Source organism: Aquimarina sp. AD10, from assembly GCF_003443715.1.
GTDB classification, from domain to species: Bacteria; Bacteroidota; Bacteroidia; order Flavobacteriales; family Flavobacteriaceae; genus Aquimarina; species Aquimarina aggregata.
Window position 1 is genome coordinate 2419087 of the sequence record NZ_CP031965.1, and the last position, 17629, is coordinate 2436715.

The following is a 17629-nucleotide window of genomic DNA, read 5'->3' on the forward strand; positions in this document are numbered from 1 at the left end:
CTTACTTATATATTTAAACCGCTTCACTGTTCTAGTTGAAGCGGTTTTTTATTGTAATACTTTTGATTTAAGTAACAAAACTTTTACATTCGTAACTCTGCTGTATATCCACTAAAGATGAAAAAACTTTATACCTTTTTTTTATTCTTACTTGTCCTAAATACAAATCTATTTAGCCAACATACAATATCAGGTTATGTAGCTTTGGACAATTCAGAACCATGGGAAAAACGAGTATATTTAAGTAAAGTTAGTTTTGAAGAAAACAAAGGGGCTTATACATCAAATACAATTGCTTTTTCTGAATTAACCAAAGATGGTTTTTTTGCTTTTGACAACCATTTATTTACCACAAAAGATGATATATATAAAGTTCATATAAATCCTATTTCTTTAGAAGAAAAAAAGAAGCTTTCTGATAAGGTAAAGAATTTCAAATTATTAATTGCTTCAAAACAAGACACTATACATTTTAAAAAATCTAAAATAGTATTTAATGATTACACTTCAAGTAATACGGCGGATAGAGAGTGGCAAAAATTAAAAAAATTCCAAGCTAGATATGAAAATCTAACCTCTGACTTTGATCCAAAACAGTACTTATTAGAAACCAAAGGATATGTAAAAGATTCTTTGCAAATACTCTTGGTAAAACTAATCGGAATTAAACGGTTAGACGATCAAGATCTGTTAGATAAAGATATCCAAACCAACCCCGACTACTATATTGAGTTTTTAGAAGAATTAAAATCCAGTGAACTTGATCCAATTACATATACACATCTAGAGCATAAACTGGCGTTTATCATACAACAACAAACAAGTCAAAGGTACCATATAAGTTTATGGATTAATGGTATTGCTGTTTTGGTTATTATTCTGTTAGTCACAATTCTTGTTTCGTCAAAACGCAAATTAAAAAATAAGACTCAAATCCCCCTTAGTAAACAAGAAACCATTGTAAAAGATCTTATTGCTTCTGGAAAAAGTAACAAAGAAATTGCAAATGAGTTATTTGTAAGCCTTAGTACTGTAAAAACACATATTTCAAATATTTACAGTAAGCTCAACATCTCTAATCGCAAGGAGTTACTACTAAAAAAGTAAAAATCATACCCGTACTAGTACCTTATTCGGCTTCAAAAAAAATGACATTACTCCTTTTTCGATTGTTATTTGCTTTAAAAATTAAAGCAAAAAATGAGATCAATAATTTGTTACTTAATTCTATTCATCTATTGTAATGTTTATGGCCAACACCAATATTCTATTTCGGGTATTATTTCTAATCAGGATAACGGTCCATTAAATTCGGGAGATATTCTTCTTATGGATAAAAAAGACAATACTACTATTGGATATGCCATTGTTAATCAAGGAAAATTTAGCTTTACCAATCTTGAAATTGGCGCGTATATACTTTCAATCTCATGTATTGGATATGAAAAAAAAATAGAAGAAATTTTGCTTAATAAAAATAAATCGATAACAATTACATTACAAAAAAGCAGGGTTGCTTTAGATGAAGTTACGATAAAAGGAATCAAAAATAACATCAAGTTTACAAATGGCAATATAAAAGTCGAAATAGAAAATTCGGTTTTTAAATCTCTACCAACAACGACTGCTGTATTATCAAAATTACCAGGAATACAAATAAGTCCAAATCAGGAATCAATTAGTATTATCGGACGAGGCACACCGCTACTTTATTTAGATAACCAAAAAATAAATTTTGATCAATTAAAGGCATTAGCTGTTGATGATATTAAGGATATTGAAATTATAGATAACCCTTCTGCTAAATACGAAGCAGAAGGTAGAAGTTTAATACTTATTACACGAAAACGAGATATTTTAGACGGTTATAAAGTTCAACTTTCTGAGACGGCTTCTTTTAAAAGAAGGTTCGATAATTATGCAGGTCTAAACAGTACTTTTAAGAAAAAACAATTAGAATTGAGAGCTAACTTTAACTACAATCAAATTGGTTTTTGGGAGGCTGTAGATTCAAAACTTGACATCCCAGATGAAAATATTAAATCACAAATCAGTGTAAATTCGATTGGTCCTAGACCTCAGTTTGTTATGGGTAGCGGAGTATTCTATTCTTTAAATAAAAATGATTATATATCTGGGCAAGTAAATTTTAGAACTCAAACTGATCGGTTTCCCATTTTAGCGAGTACATTTTTACAACAAGATCTACAAGAGGATTTTATCTTAACCGAAACTAAAAATGATGAAGAAAGAAGCTTTTTTAGTAGTAATATCAACTTAAACAAAAAAATCACCAATACGAGTAATTTGTTTTTTGGAATTCAATATTCAAGTTATGTAAGGCACCTAAAGAGTAACATTTTTAATAACTTAAATCAAATGGGATTTGTAGCATCTCAAAATCGAGATCAAAAATATCAAATAGAAGCCTTAGCCACCAGAATAGATCTTGAAAAAGAATTTGATAAAAATGTCAAATTAGAAATCGGCGGAAGTATATCCCATGCAAATGCATTGGCAACATCTGATTTTAATTTTTTACGTCCCATAAGCAAAAGGACATCAAAATATGACTATCAAGAAGATATTTATGCATCTTACGCTGAGTTATCTGCTAAAAAAAATAAATATAATTTTTCTTTAGGAATAAGATCCGAAACTAATGTTGTTAAAGGAAGTTTCAGAAAAGAGTCTAATCCATTGATTGATCGCAAAAAAACACGTTTATTTCCAAAAGTCAAATTTACCATCCCCATAGACAGTACTAAAAGTTTACATCTAAATTATAATACGACAATCAGTCGGCCAAGTTTTCTTAATGCAAGTTCTATAAGTACTTTTATTAGTCCTTTTTCTGAATTTTCACGAAATGTAAATTTAAAACCCACTATAACCACAGAAATATCTGCAAATATCCAACTAAAAAAACATTCGCTTTACCTAAACTATTATACCGAAAAAGATCCCATATTTTATGCTGTGCGCTATACTCCTTCAGAAAACAGAACCATATCCTCTCCTCAAAACTTTAGCGAGGAATCTGGTTATCAGATCAGATATACAAATACCACAACCTATAAACTGTGGAGCACAACAAATTCTCTTTCTGTACTTAATAGTAAAATTAAAGACGATCTTGCTATACTTAACAAAGTAAAACCATATCTATATTATTACTCGAACAACGAATTTAAACTGCCTCATGAAACAACTTTAGGTTTAAATTTTTGGGGATTTACAAAACGATATCAAGGTGTTTTTAAGAGAAACGCTATGTTTGTCTTGGGAGCTTCGTTTACCAAAATATTTTTTAAAGACCTTACTGTAGCCATAAACGTAAATGATGTTTTTAGAAACATGAATTTTATTGATGTATCCACCATCAATAGTATTAATACTGAAAATATATATTATGTAAATGCTCAAGAATTATCAATTTCGATCAAGTACTTCTTTGGAAAAGTAAAAAAAACATCTTTTAAAAATAAGGATATCGACGAAAACATCAATAGATTGCGGTAGCCTTGATATACCAGTATTAAACTAACCCACTTGCTCTTAAAGAAAAATAAGCGCACATCTACTTTTTTAAAATTTAAATCTTTTCTGTAACTAGAAATACGAACAGACCGTCATACAGAGATATCAATCAAAAAACAGATACCATGACGTTTAAAAATCAACTACTCCCCTTCAATTATATTTTGTTGGTGTTATTTTTTGTAGTGCCACTTTTTTCTTTTGCACAAAATTTAGAAGGAAAATTTGACACTCTTTTACGAGAAAAATACAAGTCTGATGGATCAGGCGCCACAATATTAGTTGCCAAAAGAGGAGATATTATATATCATAAAGCATTTGGGCTAGCCAATATTGAACTCGATGTACCAATGAGACCCAACCATGTTTTTGAAATAGGTTCTATTACAAAACAATTCACTTCGATAGCGATATTAATGTTAATGGAACAAGGAAAATTATCTATTGAGGATGAAATAACCAAATTTATACCTGATTATCCTACTCATGGAAAAAAGATAACCATACATCATCTTTTAAATCATACTTCAGGAATAAAAAGTTATACTTCGATGAATTTATCAAAAATTGCCCGAAATGATATGACTCCTACAGAAATGATTGATTATTTTAAAAATGAGCCTTTGGATTTTGATCCTGGAGATAAATGGAGTTATAGCAATTCTGGTTATTTTATTTTAGGATATATTATTGAAAAAATTTCTAAGCAAACCTATGAAGATTTTGTAGAACTGCATATTTTTAAAAAGTTACAAATGAACAGCTCTAGATATGGTCATAAAAGTGAAATTATCAAAAATAGAGCTTCAGGGTATCAAACCAAAAATGGTTATATAAATTCTAATTATTTAAGCATGACATTGCCCTATGCTGCAGGTTCTTTAATGAGTACCGTAGAGGATCTATTTAAATGGCAAACAGCGCTTAATAAAAACAGCTTAGTAAAAAAAGAAACACTACAAAAAGCCTATACTAATTACTCATTAAATAATGGAGACCCTACCAATTATGGATATGGTTGGTTGACGTATGATGTTAATGATGTACCAGCTATTCAGCATGGTGGCGGAATTTTTGGGTATACCTCTTATGAAATCTATGTTCTTAAAGAAGATGTATATGTTGTCATACTTACTAATTGTAATTGTAATAGTCCAGCTAACCTAGCTAAAAAAATTGCAGCCATGGCAATAGGTAAACCTTACCATACTGCCAAAACTGCAATTAATATACCTAATCAAGAATTAAAGAAATTCATCGGAGTATATGAATTTGAAGATAAAGCAATTCGAATCATTACTTTAAAAGAAAATCAATTATATAGTAAAAGAGAAGGAAGTACAGAATTTAAAATTTTTCCTAAAAACCAGTCTTCGTTTTTCTTTGAAGATAACTTCTCTGAATATAAATTTGATGTTTCGCAAGACCCTATCAAAGTAATATTTACCGATCGTAATTCAAACATCATTTCAAAAGGGATAAAAACCAACAAGCCAATCCCTTTGGAAAAAAAGATTATCAAAGTTCCTATAAATATTTTAAAACAATATGTTGGTATTTATGAAATCAAACCCGGTTTTGATATTACTATCAAGTTAGAAAATGACAAGTTAATATCTCAAGCTACAGGACAGGAATCTTTTGAGATACACGCTGAAACCAAGACCAAATTCTTTATCAAAGAGTTTCCTGCAACTATAGAATTTATAATGAAAAATAATAAAACTATTTATGCCATCTTACATCAGGCAAACAATAAAATTTCTGCAAAAAGAAAAAAATAACTGTATCATTTCGATAGTATAACTCAAAGTTAAATTTTATAATTTAAGCATTACCTTATTAGCACCAATCATCTGTTACAGTTTTCATAAATACTATGTTTCAAGTATTGGTTTTAGTAATTTTAACACTTATAACATAAACTCTATACACAATGAAATATTTCTTGATTTTATTCCTAGCTATGACAACGATTAGTTGCAATCAGGATAAAAAAGAAAAAACTGAAGATAAAAAAAATGAAATGATACCGGTAGAACCTGATGGAGGTATTGGTGATGGCGCACTTTCTATTATTGACAATTATATTGCAAGTATCGAAAAGGCACATAAGAAAGAAGCTTTTTTAAAACATAAAGCAGTAAGTTTTAATATTAATATTCTTTTTGGAGGTAAACCCCACTTAGATGGTAAGGTTACGATGCTTACTAATTCTACAAAAATAAGAATTGATAAAAAAGATGAAAGTAAACTAATATATGATGGACAAAAAGTGTTTTTATGTCCAGAGGACGCTAACGAAAAAGGTGCTCGTTTTGATATGTTTACTTGGACTTATTTTTTTGCAATGCCATATAAATTAAATGACCCTGGTACAAAATGGGAACTTGGCAACAATAGAGCTCTTGATAATGTTGATCACCAAACTGCAAAACTAACTTTTGAAAAAGGAACCGGTGATGCTCCTGATGATTGGTATGTAATTTATACGGATGTTAATGAAAGTACTTTAAAATCTGCTGCCTATATAGTATCTTTTGGAAGTGGCGGAGATACTTCTAAAGCAGAAGAAGACCCACATGCGGTTCATTATAAAGATTTCCAAATGATAGATGGTATTCCATTTGCTACTAAATGGGATTTCTATGGTTGGAATGAAGAAAAAGGAATTTATGGTGATACAATTGGTGAGGTAACGATCTCTGACATTACTTTTTTAGATTCAGAAAGCAACTTATTTGAAACTCCCGAAAACGCTAAGGAAATAAAACTTTAATTCTTTACTAAACCAGAACTCCCCTTTAAAATCAATTTTAAAGGGGAGTTCTTTTTTAATATATCTAAATACTGTACTATTTTGCTACATCATTAAGATCCGATATTTCTGCAGATTTAGATGATCTAGAAGTTCCACATCTTCCTAATCTATTCCATCTTGTTCTTTCTCTTTCATATAAATACCCTCTATAAGTTACACGATCTCCTACTCTGTAGCTTTGCGAACTAGAATAAGGTGCTACACCATCACAGATGTCAGTACCACCACCTCCGGTACCTGGATACATGACATTTATACCTGCAATATCTCCTGCAGACAGACCATTTCTTTGCGCATTATAAGTAGATCCATTTTTTCTAACAATAGTAGGCTGACCATTAGCCGAAAAAGCAAAAGAACCATAAAGCATTATAGAACCAAAATCAAGAGCATTAGTATATTCTGCTCCATCTGTACCTTGTTGACTATATGTCTGAAAGTTAAATGTTGCGTTAGACTGTATGTTCTGAAAATTGATAGTGATGTATTGATCTCTATCTCTTCTACTTTGCTCATGCCATAATCCGACAGCATGTCCTATTTCATGTATTGTATTACCTGTAGAACAACCATTGGCAAGGTTAATATTTTGTCTTCCTCCAGTACGACCTACAGAAGAAGAACAACCACTACCTGTTCTAAAATAAATGTAAGCAGACTGATTAGTTCGTCTTACAAACTTAAGGCTTGTATTTGCCTCCCAATGTGCAATTGCATCTGTAACTCTTCTTTGATTAGCCAAACTACTTTGTATATCGTAGTATACAGTATTATTTGGCCATCTTCTACCAGTACGTCCAGTACTTTTGGCATCATCGCTATCAGGAAAAACAATCATATCTCCACCAAAAATATACTGACCGTCTATTTTTTCTACTTTAACAGATTGACCATTAAGCTTGATAGTTTCAATACTTCCATTTTGTTCAGGAAAAGCCATTTCTTGAGTGAAGCCTTTGTCTAATTGTTCTAGATTTTCATTTAAAGAAGTTTCTGATTGATCATTCTCACAAGAAACGAATACACCGCACATAGCGAGTGCCAAAGCACCTAGCGCGATGCTTTTAAAAGAATTTTTCATAATTAATAAGTTTGAGTTTGTATTGTGCAAACTACAAAATAACTGTCTTATTGCATCCGACTTGCTATATTTTTACGTTTTAATGTTAAATATTAAATTTTTCGCATCAGATTTTAATTATACGCTATAAAATTGCGAATTCTACTGTATTTTATTAAACATATTGTTTTATGAATTCTAGCTATTATAGTAAATATCATCTACATTTTTTGTATCTTTAGAAAGCACATTTTCTAAAAATTCACAATCATGACTCCGCTTTTTAAAAAATTACAGCTTCCTCCTGAGTTAGACGAGGTTTTGATACTTAATGAGCCCAAGGGCTTTTGTAAAGAATTAGATTGCCTTAAAGATGTAGATGTAAAAGAATCTTTGATACAGGTATCTGAGGTAGATTTTGCCATAGTTTTTGTTACTGAGAAAAAACAAATCGAAAATCGTATTGAGACATTGTATCCTAAATTTGTAGGAGATGGCATTTTATGGTTTGCTTACCCTAAGAAAAGTTCTAAGAATTACACATCAGAAATTACAAGAGATTATGGATGGGGGGTTCTTGGTGATTATAATTTAGAACCTGTAAGACAAGTCTCTATTGATGATGATTGGACTGCACTACGCTTTAGAAAAGTGAGCTTTATTAGAAAAATGACTCGTAGTAAAGATTTTGCACTTAGTGAATCTGGTAAACAAAAAACTACTGGCGTTTAATGAGTTGGCATTTATATATTTTATCTTCTATTTTTATCATTGCAGGAATTTTTCATTTTGTTCGTCCAAAGGCGTTTATGAGGGTTATGCCATTGTACATACCTTATCATAAATTAATTGTCTATTTAAGTGGTCTTGCAGAACTTAGTGCCGGTATAGGATTATTGTTTACAACTTCGAGAGTATTTTCCCTTTGGGCAATTGTAATTATGCTAATTCTATTTTTTCCAGTACACATTCATATGCTGGTTCATAAAAAAGCAAGCCTTAATCTTCCCAAATCAATACTGGTTTTTAGATTGTTTTTACAGTTTGGTATCATATATTGGGCATATCAGTATATATAGATTAGATTTTTATCATGAGTTTACCATTATTTGATTTGCAAGGTGATTATATACAACTAGATATGATCGATGCAGATGTACGTTACTATCCTCATTTTTTTAGTAAAAACATGGCGGAAAAGCTATTTAAAACTTTAAAAAATACTATTAAATGGCAACAAGATGACATTACCGTTTTTGGAAAAACATATCCGCAACCCCGACTTACTGCTTTATATGCAAATAATGACAATGCCTACACATATTCCAATATAACTATGAAACCTAACCCTTTTACAAAAGAGCTTTTATTGATTAAAAAAGAGTTAGAAAAAGTCTGTACAATATCTTTTACAAGTTGCTTACTAAATTTATATAGAGATGGCCAGGATAGTAATGGATGGCATTCGGATAATGAAAAAGAATTAGGACATAATCCAATTATTGCTTCATGCAGTTTTGGTCAAGCACGTTGGTTTCATTTTAAACATAAAAACAACAAAAACTTAAAGCAAAAGATATTATTGCAGCCTGGCAGTCTACTACTTATGCAAGGAAAAACACAAGAATGCTGGTTACATCAAATCCCAAAAACACAAAAAAAAGTGGAACCAAGAATCAATCTCACCTTTAGATTAATTGCATAAGAATACCCTTACACTATTTGCAAGGGTATCTACAATCAAACAAAAAATCAATTCACAAAATCCTTTTAAAGGGAAAAATCAAAACTATTGTATCATACGAAATGAATCTGCAGAATTTCTGTCTGCATACAAATCATATTTATCTTTCTTTAATAATATTATCGCCGTTACACAAAATATTGCATATATAAATGCACAACTAATTTGATTTACATCAAGCAAGAAAAGTGTAAAAAAACCGAATAATGGAATCGAGGCAATTAAAACCTTCCTCTTAAAAATATTGAGTACTAAAAAAATTCCTATTACAAATTCTTCAAAAGGTACTAATGGAGCCAAAGCTTCAATAAAACCAATATCAAATATTGAAGCCTGATCAAAGTAATGATCAAGTCTATCTAAAAACCTACGATATTTAATGACATTATATACACTATATAAAACCAACGACATCCCCATTATTATTCTTATAACTGGATATATATAAATTCTAAATTTCATAAAAACTCTATTAAAAACAACTGTGCTACTCTATGCTACAAATATACGTCGTAAAAAAACCTCAAAACTTGTATAATTATACCTTAAACTTGTAAAAAAAAGACACAACTAACTACATATCAACAACATCTAACGATTTCGTTGATTATTACATGTAAAAAACAATTCCTGTTTATTGATTTTATTTTTGTAACTTTAAGAATGTTAAAAAATGTTTATGAATCGTTACACTTTGCATGAGACCTTTGTTGTGCATCAATATGCTATTGATGAATGGGAAGCGGAGCCTCATAACCACAATTATTTTGAAATTATCTTCGTTGAGAAAGGAAGCGGTTATCATACTATTAACGGTGTTAGATTTGCGTACTCAGAGAATAATATCTTTTTACTAGCACCTGAAGACACACACCACTTCGAAATAGAAAAACATTCTAAATTTACTTATTTTAAATTCACTGAACTTTTATTTTCCAGTAAGGTGAACTTACCCGATAGGAAATACTGGTTACAAAGAATTGAACAACTATTGCATCATCCTAACATCATTCCTGGTGATGTTATTTGTCACGAAGAAGATCGAAATATTATTTGGGATATTCACAACGTAGTTTTAGATGAGTTTAAAAATGAAAAGAACTATTATCAAGAAATTATTTCGAATGCTATAAGTACTATTTTGAGTATTATAATGAGAAATATTTCTGAAAAATATACTTCTAATCAAAGAGAAATACTTGTTGGTAATACAAAGATCGATCAAATCTTAGGACATATTAGGCAAAATGTATATGATAATGATCTTACTAAAATTAATTTTTTAGCAAATAAGTTTAACATGTCTCAAAGCTCTATTAGCACCTACTTTAAAAGAAAAACAGGTGAATCGATACATCAGTATGTTACTAAATATAAAATGAAACTTGTAGAATATAGATTACAACATACAGAATTTACTATTGCTGAGATTGCATATCAATTAGGGTACACCGATGAAAGTCATCTTACTAAAACCTTTAAAAAACACTTTGCAATGTCTCCAAAACAATATAGAAAAGAAATGACTATTGAGGCCGGTTAATCCTTATCCAAATATCTCATTTAATATTTTAGCTAACCGCACACCTCCCTTTTGTAATTGTGATCGTACAATAGGAAAATAATCATACATATATTTATATCCTAGTTTCTCTCCAACATTGGCAGAATCATAAACTTTCTTTGCCAGTTGTTGTGATTCATGAACCCAATCTACAATAGTACCTGTTTCTATATTTTCAATCTCGGATCTTGATAACTCTGCTGTATTTATAGATAATTCTGAATAACTCATACCGTAGTAATCAATCATATCACTATCCCATACTCTGTGTAGATTCGATCCATCTCTAAACCACTGTACTTGTATATCATTACCACCTTTATCTTCTCCTCTTCCAGTATGTAAAGGCTGATGAAGGTCTCCCAAAAAATGCACTAACATTTTAAGATGAAATGTTTTATCGAGGTCAGAGGATTTTTCATCTTTAAGTACCGAAATACATTTTTCGATACCCTGAATCAAATCTCCATATTCACTAGGTGTTTCTTCACCATATTTCTTATCAAAAGAAAAATTCACATAATGCCATGGACTAAATCCTTTGTATTTTTTATCGCTTTTAATTTCATCAGCATAGGTCGATACCAATGCTAAACTTTCTCCATTCAAAATACTCGATACTGCTCTTTTAGCTTTTTTTGTTAAATAGGTTTCTGCAATTTCTCCTGTTGCTCTATGACCAGTCTTACCCCAATCATAATTTGTTGAAAATGCTGTAAATGAGATTAGAAATACAACCAGTACGGTTGTTGTGCGAATATTCATTATCTTTTATTTTGAAGCAAAGATAAAAAAGGCTATGTTAGTGATTAGTTAAAAATTATAAGAAATAATTAATTCTTATTTTGGAAATCAAAATATGGCTAGGTTTTCATCGTTTTGTATAGTACTATTTATTGTATTTACCCTTAATTGTTTTTATGATAAGAGTTCAATACTAATTAACTTTATAAATTAATCTAATCCCCAAATATGAGATTTATATATTCTTTATTTTTTCTTATTATTTCAACCTTATGTTTTGCCCAAGAAAAAGAATATAATTCTGCAATAGTAAAAATCAACAGGTATGTAGAAGGTTCGCTAGTAACTCCTTACACTGACGAAGAAGAGGTACCTCTTATAATATTAATAATGGATGCCGGAGCAATCAACAGAGATGGTAATGATCGAATGTCTAAGAATGATACTTTTAAAAAACTGTCATATGACCTAGCTAAACAAGGAATAGCAACGTACAGATATGATAAAAGGCTTTTTAAAATGGAAGGACTAGGCATACGCGAAGATGAAATTTCTTTTGATCATTACATTACAGATGTAAAATCTATTATTGCGTATTTCAAACGAAACAAAACATATACTAAGATTATTGTAGCGGGTCATGGTCAAGGATCATTAATTGGCATGTTAGCAGCAAAAGATTCTACAGTAAATGGTTTTATTTCAATAGCGGGAAACGCCCAATCAATTGATGAAGTAATTATAGAACAAATTTCGAAACAAGCTCCTGGTTTAGATAAAAGTGCGATTGTAGCATTTAGAGAATTAAGAGATAACGGGCGCGCTACAAATTATGAACCTGCTTTGGCTTCAATATTTAGATCAGAATTACAACCTTTTATGCGATCATGGGTAAAATATACCCCTACCGACGAAATATCTCAACTAGAAACACCTGTATTAATTATTCATGGTGAAAAAGACATCCAAGTAGCGCTATCTCAAGCAGAAAAATTAAAAGAATCTGCTCCCCAATCCGAATACGTAATTGTACCTAACATGAACCATATTCTTAAAGAAATCAAAGGAGATCGATTAGAAAATCATAAATCGTATAATGAATCCTGGCGAAAAATTATGCCAGAAGTTATTACTAGTATTGTTAACTTTGTAAATAAGTAGTAAATTTTAATAGATATACTAACCTAAATCTAAAATTGTATAATGCAGCATCGCATTGTTTTCTCTGATATTGATGGTACTTTATTAAATTCTGAAAGAGAACTTTCAGAATTTACTATATCAGAAATTAACAGAATTAAAGATACTATTCCTGTCGTTTTGATATCATCTAGAATGCCTAGTGCAATGAGACATTTACAAGAAGAGTTGCAGATTAAAGATCAACCTCTTATTTGTTATAATGGTGGTTTAGTCTTAATCAATCAAAAAATAGTGCATTCAACCTTTATCCCTACAAAAATTATTGAAGAGCTTCGAGACTTTAATAAGGATAAAAAAGTACATCTAAGTCTATATCATAACGATGATTGGTTTGTTCCTGAAATGGACTTTTGGGCTAATCGAGAAGCTCAAAACACAAAAGTAAATCCTGTCGTTAAACCAATAGAAGATGTAATAAAGGAATGGAAAACAACACATATCGGAGCCCATAAGATCATGTGTATGGGTGAAGAATCTGCTATTGACAAAATGTATAATTTTTTAGATTATAATTTTAAACAGAAATTACACTTATATCGTTCAAAACCTACGTATATTGAGGTAGCTCATAAAAGTATCTCAAAATTAACAGCAATAGAGATGTTATTAAATACCCATTTTAATATCCCGCTTAAAGATGCAGTAGCATTTGGTGATAATTTTAATGATATCGAAATGATTGATGCCGTAGGAATGGGAGTCGCTGTAGCAAATGCAAAACCAGAAACACTAAATGTTGCCAATGTAGTAACACGTTCTGGAAAAGAAGATGGCGTTGCCATTTATATTAAAAATAATATCAAATAAAAATTGTCTTGAAAATAATTAAAATCTTAATTAACCTAGTACTTGCAATATCCATATCTAATGCAGTAGCTTCCTGCAAACCGTCAATTTCGACAGTAATACCAAAAAAACCAACGGTTATGGCTACATTAGATTTGTTTAATGTAATTGAAGATAAGGTTAAAGTAGAAATTAAGGTTACCAATTTAGACTCTGATACTATAAGTTATTATTTACCAAAAATTGTTCCGGGCACCTATCAAAATAATAATTATGGAAAGTATGTTGAAGATTTTCAAGCGTTAGACAAAGAAGGCAATGTATTATATACTCAAAAATTTGGTGATAACCGATGGAAAATAAATAACGTACAAAAATTAGACAGAATCACTTATTTAGTTAATGACACCTTTGATACCGAAAATAGTCATAGCATTTTTTCTCCAACAGGTTCGAACATTTTAAAAAACAAAAGTTTTGTATTAAATCTTTATGCCTTTGTTGGCTACTTTAGTGGACTTAAGGAAAGTAAATATAAATTATTTGTAAAGCATCCAACATCATTAGAAGCTTCAACTTCTGCAATAGAAATTATTCCAGAAAAGTCCTTAGAGAATATAAATTACGACATGGATTTTTTTGTTTTTAAAAGGTATGCTGAAGTAGCTGATTCTCCTATAATGTATTCTGCACCTGATCAAGTTACTTTTACAGTAAATGGTATTGAAATACTTCTTAGTGTCTATTCCCCAAATAAAATCCATAGAGCCGCGAGATTAATGCCTCAAATGGAACGTATGATACGTGCTCAACGTAATTTTCTAGGAGAAATAAACGCTACTAAAAAGTACAGCATATTACTATATCTATCTTCTACAAAAAAAGAAGATGCGCATGGTTTTGGAGCTTTAGAACACAATGCCTCTACAGTTGTAGTTTTACCAGAGTCCCTTTCTCATAAAAAGCTAAACGAAGCACTTACCGACATAGTATCACATGAGTTTTTTCACATTGTAACGCCGCTTACTATTCACTCTGAAGAAATTCACGATTTTGATTATAACAATCCAAAAATGTCAGAACATATTTGGTTGTATGAAGGCACTACCGAATATTTCTCTCTACTATTTCAAATCTCGCAAGGACTAATTACCAAAGAAGATTTTTTTGAAAGGTTACATGATAAAATCAAAGTATCTAAAACTTTTGACGATACTGTTTCATTTACTGAAATGAGTAAAAACATACTTGTAGACCCTTATTTAAAGGATTACCGAAATGTTTATGAAAAAGGTGCCTTAATATCCATGTGCCTAGATATTATAATGCGTGAAAAAAGTGATGGTGCCTATGGGATATTAGATCTTATCAAAAACTTATCTGCCGAGTTTGGTATAGACACTCCGTTTAAAGACAACGAGTTATTCAAAACCATACAAGAACTTTCTTACAAAGAGATAAATGATTTCTTAGAAAATCATGTGATCCAAGGGCAACCTATTAATTATGAGTTTTATTTTGATAAAGTAGGTGTAAAATATGGTGTTCTAAACGAAAAGTCATCTTATTTTTTACATGAACAAGAACCTTTTGTAAAAGGTTCTGAAAATACCAAAGAAATTCAATTTGAATCCAATGGTAATTTTAATAGTTTTCTAAATAACATCGGAATAAAAGCCGGTGACATTTTATTAAACATAAATAACAAAGCATACAACATTAAAAATATCTATGACCTTTTTGGAGATTCAAATGAATGGAAAATAGGAGATGATATTACATTTCGCATCAAACGTGATGGTCAAGAAATGACACTTAAGTCTAATGTTGTAGAGCCAACCGTTGAAAAAAGTATCTTAGAACAAAACACTAGTGCAACTTTACAACAAAAAAAGTTATTCAAGAGTTGGATTAATGACTAGCCCACAATAAATTTATATCGTAATATTCTCTTGCCTTTTTAAAATAATGTATTTTGCAATACTATTTTCTTAGAGTACACCCTTAACTCTACTCTATAATTAAAAACTCAACGATGCAGAATATCCCTTATTTTACTGACGATACGATCGTTTTTGGTATTTTAATACTTTGCTTAGGATTAGTTTTTTATACTGAATCCAGTTCTAAAAAATTTTGGAAAACGTTTTATAAAATTGTTCCAGGGGTCTTGTTATGTTATCTCTTACCTTCTATATTTAATTCGTTAGGAATCATTTCTCCAGAATGGCAAGAAATGAACGCCGACGGAATCTTAGAAAAACAATCTTCAAAAGTATATTTTATTGCCAGCAGATATCTTTTACCTGCTTCATTAGTTTTAATGACATTAAGTATTGACCTAAAAGGTATTTTTAATTTAGGTCCCAAAGCTTTGATCATTTTTCTTACCGGGACTATCGGTATTATTATTGGTGGACCTTTGGCCATTTTGTTAATCTCTGCGTTCTCTCCAGAAACTGTAGGTGGAGCGGGATTTGATGCTGTATGGAGAGGGTTATCTACTCTTGCTGGCAGTTGGATTGGAGGAGGTGCAAATCAAGCTGCAATGTTAGAAATTTATGAATATAATCCTGACAAATATGGCGGAATGGTACTTGTTGACATTGTAGTTGCAAACTTATGGATGGCTATATTACTCATAGGTATTGGCAAAAGCAAAAAAATTGACAAATGGCTAAATGCAGATACTAGTGCTATAGAATCTCTAAAAGAAAAAGTCTCTACTTATGCCAATAGTATAACTAGAAATCCAACGTTATCAGATTATATAATCATGCTATCTATTGCATTCTTAACCGTCGGTATAGCGCATTGGGGAGCTGGAGGTATTTCTAATCTGTTATCAGAGAATTTTGAAATATTTAATGATAAAAGTTCAGCACTATCATCATTTACTTCTAAATTTTTCTGGATGATCACGATTGCCACTGCAATAGGCATACTGTTATCTTATACTAAAGCAAAACAATATGAAGGTGCAGGTGCTAGTAAAATAGGAAGTATTTTTATCTATATATTAATTGCCACTATTGGTATGAAAATGGATATCGCTCGTATTTTTGAAAACCCTGGTTTAATAGCAATTGGTATAGTATGGATGTCTATTCATGCTTTATTACTTATAGCTGTAGCAAAGCTAATAAAAGCACCTTATTTTTTCTTGGCTGTCGGTAGTCAGGCTAATGTTGGTGGTGCAGCATCAGCGCCCGTAGTTGCAGCTGCTTTTCACCCATCACTAACTACAGTAGGAGTGCTTTTAGCAGTGTTTGGTTACGTTGTTGGAACTTATGGTGCAATTTTATGTACAATATTAATGCAAATCGCCTCTGGGAGTTAGTATTTAAAGCTAAATTATAGCATATTTGTAACCACATTTATGAAAACAAAATACCATCAATGAAACAATTATCAATCGTACTAATATTACTTATTTTTTTTACAAATTGTAGCACTCCTCCAAAAGCTGGTAATGTTACCGTATCTGGTAACATTAAAGGTCTAAAAAAAGGAATGTTATATCTTCAAAAGATTCAAGATACTGTACTTATAAATGTTGATTCTGTCTACATAGAAGGGCAGTCAGATTTTTTAATGAAATCACAAGTTTCTGAGCCAGAGATTCATTATTTGTATTTAGATAAAAATGATGGAGCACGTTATAATGACCGTATAGACTTTTTTGCAGAACCTGGAACTATTACCATCAATACTACACTAGGAGATTTTGAAAAAGACGCTAAAGTTGTTGGAGGAAAAAATGAAGCTAAGTTTCAGGAATACAAAAAAATGCTTGAACGCTTTAATGCTAGAAACTTAAGGTTAATTAAAGAAAATTTTGAAGCCAGTAAACAAAAAGATGATGAGAAATTAATTGAGAATGACGAGGCGTATAAAAAACTACTAAAGCAAAAATATTTGTATACGATAAACTTTGCCATGTATAATAAAAAGCTTGAAGTTGCTCCTTATATCACGCTAAGTGAAGTGTTTGATGCTAATATCAAATATCTAGACACAGTAGCCAAATCTTTAAGTCCTAAAGTGAAAAAATCTTTATATGGCAAACAACTAATAACGTATATTAAAGAACGTAAAGATAAGGAAGCTGCCATTAAAAAAAATGATTCTATCATTCCATAGTTTGTTTTGCCATTATTTATTTTG

16 protein-coding genes are annotated in these 17629 nt (G+C 30.7%); 13 read left to right on the forward strand and 3 right to left on the reverse strand.

All coding sequences use genetic code 11. The features are described 5' to 3' along the window. The first annotated feature begins 117 nt into the window (after positions 1 to 117). The 4 genes from D1816_RS09965 to D1816_RS09980 all read left to right on the forward strand — a co-directional run bounded on the left by D1816_RS09965 (position 118) and on the right by D1816_RS09980 (position 6319). Positions 118 to 1107, forward strand: coding sequence for a response regulator transcription factor (locus tag D1816_RS09965; protein ID WP_118502611.1), 990 nt, complete (start codon positions 118 to 120; stop codon positions 1105 to 1107). Positions 1108 to 1200: 93 nt separating this feature from the next. Beyond that, the gene (locus D1816_RS09970; RefSeq protein WP_118502614.1) at positions 1201 to 3522 is read left to right on the forward strand and encodes an outer membrane beta-barrel family protein; all 2322 of its coding nucleotides are present in this window, start codon (positions 1201 to 1203) and stop codon (positions 3520 to 3522) included. 143 nt (positions 3523 to 3665) lie between these two features. Beyond that, entirely contained in the window at positions 3666 to 5324 is a 1659-nt protein-coding gene (locus D1816_RS09975; protein ID WP_118502616.1) for a serine hydrolase, read from the forward strand. 152 nt (positions 5325 to 5476) lie between these two features. Beyond that, entirely contained in the window at positions 5477 to 6319 is an 843-nt protein-coding gene (locus tag D1816_RS09980) for a DUF6503 family protein (RefSeq protein WP_118502618.1), read from the forward strand. 76 nt (positions 6320 to 6395) lie between these two features. Here the strand turns inward: D1816_RS09980 and D1816_RS09985 are convergent, their stop codons facing one another. Continuing rightward, the gene (locus D1816_RS09985; protein WP_233565227.1) at positions 6396 to 7442 is read right to left on the reverse strand and encodes a M12 family metallopeptidase; all 1047 of its coding nucleotides are present in this window, start codon (positions 7440 to 7442) and stop codon (positions 6396 to 6398) included. Positions 7443 to 7691: 249 nt separating this feature from the next. On the opposite strand from D1816_RS09985, the gene D1816_RS09990 reads away from it, so the two are divergent. Genes D1816_RS09990 through D1816_RS10000 form a run of 3 tightly spaced genes read left to right on the forward strand, consistent with a single transcriptional unit; the run spans position 7692 to position 9126 of the window. After that, positions 7692 to 8153, forward strand: a complete 462-nt coding sequence (locus tag D1816_RS09990) for a hypothetical protein (RefSeq protein ID WP_066319059.1) — start codon at positions 7692 to 7694, stop codon at positions 8151 to 8153. Then, on the forward strand, positions 8153 to 8500 hold the full coding sequence (locus tag D1816_RS09995) for a MauE/DoxX family redox-associated membrane protein (RefSeq protein ID WP_066319056.1): 348 nt from the start codon (positions 8153 to 8155) through the stop codon (positions 8498 to 8500). Before D1816_RS09990 ends, D1816_RS09995 begins: the two co-directional genes overlap by 1 nt. 14 nt (positions 8501 to 8514) lie before the next feature. Beyond that, positions 8515 to 9126, forward strand: a complete 612-nt coding sequence (locus D1816_RS10000) for an alpha-ketoglutarate-dependent dioxygenase AlkB (protein ID WP_118502620.1) — start codon at positions 8515 to 8517, stop codon at positions 9124 to 9126. An 84-nt stretch (positions 9127 to 9210) separates the two neighbouring features. On the opposite strand, the gene D1816_RS10005 is transcribed toward D1816_RS10000, so the two are convergent. Continuing rightward, complete coding sequence (locus D1816_RS10005) at positions 9211 to 9627, reverse strand: MauE/DoxX family redox-associated membrane protein (RefSeq protein WP_066319053.1); 417 nt, start codon at positions 9625 to 9627, stop codon at positions 9211 to 9213. Positions 9628 to 9844: 217 nt separating this feature from the next. Here D1816_RS10005 and D1816_RS10010 point away from each other — a divergent pair, with 217 nt between their 5' ends. Next, positions 9845 to 10708: an AraC family transcriptional regulator gene (locus D1816_RS10010; protein ID WP_066319051.1), complete on the forward strand. Its 864-nt coding sequence runs from the start codon at positions 9845 to 9847 to the stop codon at positions 10706 to 10708. 3 nt (positions 10709 to 10711) lie between these two features. Here D1816_RS10010 and D1816_RS10015 read toward each other — a convergent pair whose 3' ends face one another. Then, complete coding sequence (locus D1816_RS10015) at positions 10712 to 11494, reverse strand: S1/P1 nuclease (RefSeq protein ID WP_118502624.1); 783 nt, start codon at positions 11492 to 11494, stop codon at positions 10712 to 10714. A gap of 207 nt (positions 11495 to 11701) precedes the next feature. Here D1816_RS10015 and D1816_RS10020 point away from each other — a divergent pair, with 207 nt between their 5' ends. The 5 genes from D1816_RS10020 (at position 11702) to D1816_RS10045 (ending at position 17605) form a co-directional block, all read left to right on the forward strand. After that, positions 11702 to 12634, forward strand: coding sequence for an alpha/beta hydrolase (locus D1816_RS10020; RefSeq protein ID WP_066319049.1), 933 nt, complete (start codon positions 11702 to 11704; stop codon positions 12632 to 12634). Between the two features lie 42 nt (positions 12635 to 12676). Next, positions 12677 to 13483, forward strand: a complete 807-nt coding sequence (locus tag D1816_RS10025) for a Cof-type HAD-IIB family hydrolase (protein ID WP_118502627.1) — start codon at positions 12677 to 12679, stop codon at positions 13481 to 13483. An 8-nt stretch (positions 13484 to 13491) separates the two neighbouring features. Beyond that, on the forward strand, positions 13492 to 15384 hold the full coding sequence (locus D1816_RS10035; RefSeq protein ID WP_147405024.1) for a peptidase M61: 1893 nt from the start codon (positions 13492 to 13494) through the stop codon (positions 15382 to 15384). A 113-nt stretch (positions 15385 to 15497) separates the two neighbouring features. Next, the gene (locus D1816_RS10040) at positions 15498 to 16802 is read left to right on the forward strand and encodes a DUF819 domain-containing protein (RefSeq protein WP_066319043.1); all 1305 of its coding nucleotides are present in this window, start codon (positions 15498 to 15500) and stop codon (positions 16800 to 16802) included. A gap of 59 nt (positions 16803 to 16861) precedes the next feature. Then, positions 16862 to 17605 carry a DUF4369 domain-containing protein gene (locus D1816_RS10045; RefSeq protein WP_118502633.1) on the forward strand — a complete coding sequence of 248 codons (744 nt, stop codon included), beginning with the start codon at positions 16862 to 16864 and terminating at the stop codon, positions 17603 to 17605. Positions 17606 to 17629 lie beyond the last annotated feature (24 nt).